This is a genomic window from Acidimicrobiales bacterium, assembly GCA_036378675.1.
Classification (GTDB): Bacteria; Actinomycetota; Acidimicrobiia; order Acidimicrobiales; family Palsa-688; genus DASUWA01.
This window is the reverse complement of record DASUWA010000063.1, coordinates 1-3984: the sequence shown is the minus strand read 5'-3', so window position 1 is coordinate 3984 and position 3984 is coordinate 1. Positions and strand designations below refer to the sequence as shown.

Below are 3984 nucleotides of genomic sequence, written 5' to 3'. Positions count from 1 at the left end.
CGCGGAACGCCGACTCGGCGCTGGGTCCCCGAGTCCCGTCGGAAGCCGGAACGCTCGATAACTCCGATGTTCTGCGCTATTCGAGGTCGACTCGGACCGTGACCGGCTTGCTCGCCGACGCTCTGAAGATGACACCATCGGCTCGGCCGACGATCCCGTTCTCGGCGTCGAGAGTCCGCCGTCGACGATAGGCGTTGTCGTCAGCGACAACAGCAGCGGTGCCTCCATACCAGCGACGACCCACCTTCACCCTCACCTTCGGATCGGACATTAGGTTCTTCACGTAGTCGCAGCGCTCGCCGTGTTCTGAGACGATCCAGAACACCGATCCATCGAGGCCGTTGCCCACAGGAGTTAGCCTCGCTCGACCACTTCGGCGGCCGGTTGTCTCCAGCAGAGCGAACGCCCGAGGTGCTACACCGAGACGCAATAAGAGCTTGTTGGGCGGGTTGAGGACGTATTTCTCAAGCGTTCGTTGCAGGCGACCCCCAGTAGCCATGACGCGAGTCTCGCGCCGGAATCGCCGCCACCGCATAGTCCGAAATCCGACGTGCGCCGGAACACCGCAGATCGCCGATTACCGGACGTGGCAAGGTGCTCAGCCCGTCTAGAGGCGAGCCAGCAGCTTGGATCACGGAGGACGTCACTCCGATTCCTCGCAATATCTATGGGGTAACCAAGACAGCCGCCGAGGACCTGTGCCAACTGGCCCACCAAGACCACGGGCTGGCGTGTGTGGTTCTCAGAGTCAGCCGGTTCTTCCCCGAGGACGACGACAACGACTCCACCCGAGACCGCTATGAGTCCGAGAACTCCAAGGTGAACGAGCTGCTGTTCCGCCGAGTCGATCTCGCTGACGCGGTATCCGCGTGTCAAGCCGCAGTCAGCCGCGCACGGGCAGTTGGATTCGGGCGGTACATCATCAGCGCCACGACACCTTTCGACAGCCAAGATGTCAAGGACCTTCGCTCGGACGCTCCAGGCGTCGTGCGCCGGTACTTCCCCGATTTCGAGGAGGTGTACCCACGCAGAGGATGGCGGATGTTCCCAAGCCTGGATCGGGTCTATGTGAACGGCAGAGCACGACTGGAACTCGGCTGGGAACCGATCCATGACTTCGCCTGGGCGCTCGAGCAGCTCCGACACGATCGAGAACCCTCAAGCGACCTTGCCCGAGCCGTGGGCAAGAAGGGCTACCACTCGAAGCCAACCGGCGTGTACACCACTCGGTAGAAGTCGGAACGCATAGAGCCGAATCCCGAGCGGACCGTCGCCCGCTCGCGGTGTCTTATTGGGGGCGCCGGGCGAATCTTTATGCGCTCGCCGAAAGATGCCGCAGCCTGCTGAACGAGCCAGAGAGGGGCCGGCCGCTCTCTAAGGCTTGAGGGTTTAGATCCGCAGGGGGTGCGTCGTTCCCGGGCCGACTTCGCTGAGCCCGTAAACGACGGATGGCTCGTCGTCGCCGACTATCCGTCCGTAGTCGTGAGCGAAGAGGTTGAAGTCGGTTTTGATCGCTCGCGCCTTATCCGTGGGAGGGCTTCCTTCATACCACCGGCTCCGGAAAGCCGTTTGAGATTCGACCACGGAGTGCATTTCTCCGATCGGAGTCAGACGGTTCCGGCAATATTTACCAGCGTTGTGTAACACTGGGCGGGGCGCCAGACGTTGTAGGAGCGTGACGGCGCATGCGCCAGCCGATGTGGATCCGTACGTAAAGGCCCTGGAGGGTTCCCCTGACCCGGCCAGCTACGAGGCTGCTTTTGCCGGGTATTTCATGCTGGCCATGCGGGCTGCCTGGCGGGTCACCGGTGACAGGACCGCCAGCGAGGACGTCGCCGCTGAGACCATGGCCCGGGCCTTCGCCCGTTGGGACCGCCTGCACGGTCTCGCCTATCTGGAGGCCTGGATCCAGAGGGTGGCCATCAACCTGGCGATCGACTGGGATAGACGGCGGCGGCCCCACATCGACACCCGAAACCCGCCGGATGCGATCGAGGCGACCATCGGCTCGGTGGACCTTGTGTCCGCCCTACGTCGGCTCAGCCGGCGTCAACGGGAGGCAGTCGTCTTGCACTACCTGCTCGACATGCCTATAGAGCTTGTGGCGGTTCAGTTGAGGCTGTCGGACGGCGCGGTGAGGTCACACCTGCATCGCGGCGTACAGAAACTGCGCGCCATACTCAGCATCGAAGGGGTCAACCATGTTTGATCAGTTCAAGACCGAGCCGCCGCCACCCCGGAAGGATATGGCCGACCTACGCCGCTACAGCGAGGAGCGGGGCCGCTGGCTTCGAAGGAGGTCCAAGCGGGTACGCGCCAGCCTGGCCGGCGCCGGGCTGTGTGCTGCGGTTGCGGCGGTCGTCGTCCCGCTGACAACCTTGTCGGGGTCGCCCCAAACGAACGTCGCCGTGTCAAAGCCGACCACCCCCACCGCCGCAACCTGTACCGCCGAAGATGTCCGAGCGCAACGGTCCGCCGCCATGCCGGCCCCGCGGCGGGCGACCGAATCGGTGCAGTTGAACTCCGGCCGCTCTGCTGACCTCCTGCCGGCTCAAGCGGGGGTGACACCGCAAGTGCCTGCCGAGTCGGCGTGGGCCACGGCCAACCTTCCGACCGCAGGCGGCGGGCGGGCCGCAATCGTCTTCGGCATCTACCCGACGGCAACGGCCGGCTCCGCCCAGCCGTCGACACCGGTGTGGCTCGTGTACGCCTCTGATGTGGCGCTCACCGACGGCTACGTCACAGGCGGCCCTCCCATCGGCGTGCAAGGCACCTGCCAGTTCGGCTACGTGAAAGCCGTCGTGAACGCCACTACAGGGGCTGTAATGGAGCGCGGCGCGGGTCTCTACTGAATCAGCAGTGGAGGCTCGGCTCGTTCCAGGTGTTGTACGACGTCCACGGGCTGCTCGAGTAGAGGCAGTACGGCGGGGCGTACTGGGAGGCGTTCCACGGCCAGTTAACCCAGGTCTGGGTGCCGGCTTTGATCGCGATATTGCCCGAGTTCGTTTCGGTCGGCAGAGTCGGAATCGGGGCGCCGCCCTTCACGGTCCCTTCACCAATAACCGAAGGGTAAGGGCTGTTCGAGAAGCCCATGTTGAAGTAACCGGCCACGTTCACCCACCGGCCGCCCCAAAGGATGAACGGGTAGTAGAGGTTGTTCCCGCTTGTCTGTACGCGGACCGTGATCGACTTGACGGCCCCGCTCCCGAGGTTGAACTGGGTGAAGGAGTTGCTGTAGGTGTTGTTGCCGTTCAGCCACTGTTGTACGAACACGTAGTCGGATTGACCGTTCACCCACTGCCAGCCGATCTGTATGAAGTTCGCGGTCGCTGGGTTATTGGTGTTCTGGACCCCGACCCAGTTCGAATACCACTGCTTGTATGCCCAACCGTTGGTGAGCCCTGGTACGGCAATCCCGAGGTTGGAACCGGTGCCGTAGGCGTTCCCGCCTCCAAGAAGACCGGTCTGGTAGTTGCACGTTCCTGCCGGGTAGCAGTTCGCGCCGACCGCGACCGCCGGCTCAGACACCGGGTTCGCCGGGCCGGAAGGAGCTGCCGCTGGGAACGGATCCGGAGTGCCCTGGCCGGTGAACCGGCACATGGTCGAACTATTCATTGGCGTCTGCGCGGCCTCGTCTGCGGTCCCGGGATGACCGGAGGCAACCTCGGCGGGGCACGCCCGCATGTGCGACAGGTCGTACCCCGAAGGCCCCGGCGCGCCAGAGGTCTGCGCTGACGCGTCCCTCCCCGAAAGCAAACTCGGCATGGCGCCCGCCACGACCAGGGTCGAAGCGAGCAGGCCCAGCAACAGCCGGCGATTCTTCACTTGTCCCTCCCCCAGGCCCGGCGCGGAAACCGAGCGTTGCCGCACCGTATGTTCCGACACAAGGTAAGTCAAGGGACAAACGCGAAAGACTCAAAGCCTTGCTATCTGCCCGACAAAGGTGCTCGTCTGCGAAGGGGTGATCCCGGGTCGGATCCTACC

Annotated in this window: 6 protein-coding genes; 3 read left to right on the top strand and 3 right to left on the bottom strand. The window is 64.1% G+C overall.

The annotated features are described in order from the left end of the window. Window positions 1-76: 76 nt before the first annotated feature. Complete coding sequence (locus tag VFZ97_19295; protein ID HEX6395586.1) at window positions 77-499, bottom strand: nitroreductase/quinone reductase family protein; 423 nt, start codon at window positions 497-499, stop codon at window positions 77-79. Window positions 500-594: 95 nt separating this feature from the next. On the opposite strand from VFZ97_19295, the gene VFZ97_19290 reads away from it, so the two are divergent. Beyond that, the gene (locus VFZ97_19290; protein ID HEX6395585.1) at window positions 595-1233 is read left to right on the top strand and encodes an NAD(P)-dependent oxidoreductase; all 639 of its coding nucleotides are present in this window, start codon (window positions 595-597) and stop codon (window positions 1231-1233) included. Window positions 1234-1389: 156 nt separating this feature from the next. On the opposite strand, the gene VFZ97_19285 is transcribed toward VFZ97_19290, so the two are convergent. Beyond that, window positions 1390-1593 carry a hypothetical protein gene (locus VFZ97_19285; protein ID HEX6395584.1) on the bottom strand — a complete coding sequence of 68 codons (204 nt, stop codon included), beginning with the start codon at window positions 1591-1593 and terminating at the stop codon, window positions 1390-1392. Between the two features lie 82 nt (window positions 1594-1675). Here VFZ97_19285 and VFZ97_19280 point away from each other — a divergent pair, with 82 nt between their 5' ends. Both VFZ97_19280 and VFZ97_19275 read left to right on the top strand, forming a co-directional pair. Further along, the gene (locus tag VFZ97_19280; GenBank protein HEX6395583.1) at window positions 1676-2209 is read left to right on the top strand and encodes a sigma-70 family RNA polymerase sigma factor; all 534 of its coding nucleotides are present in this window, start codon (window positions 1676-1678) and stop codon (window positions 2207-2209) included. Next, entirely contained in the window at window positions 2202-2852 is a 651-nt protein-coding gene (locus VFZ97_19275) for a hypothetical protein (GenBank protein ID HEX6395582.1), read from the top strand. Before VFZ97_19280 ends, VFZ97_19275 begins: the two co-directional genes overlap by 8 nt. A gap of 1 nt (window position 2853) precedes the next feature. On the opposite strand, the gene VFZ97_19270 is transcribed toward VFZ97_19275, so the two are convergent. After that, on the bottom strand, window positions 2854-3825 hold the full coding sequence (locus VFZ97_19270; protein ID HEX6395581.1) for a hypothetical protein: 972 nt from the start codon (window positions 3823-3825) through the stop codon (window positions 2854-2856). Between the last annotated feature and the right edge of the window lie 159 nt (window positions 3826-3984).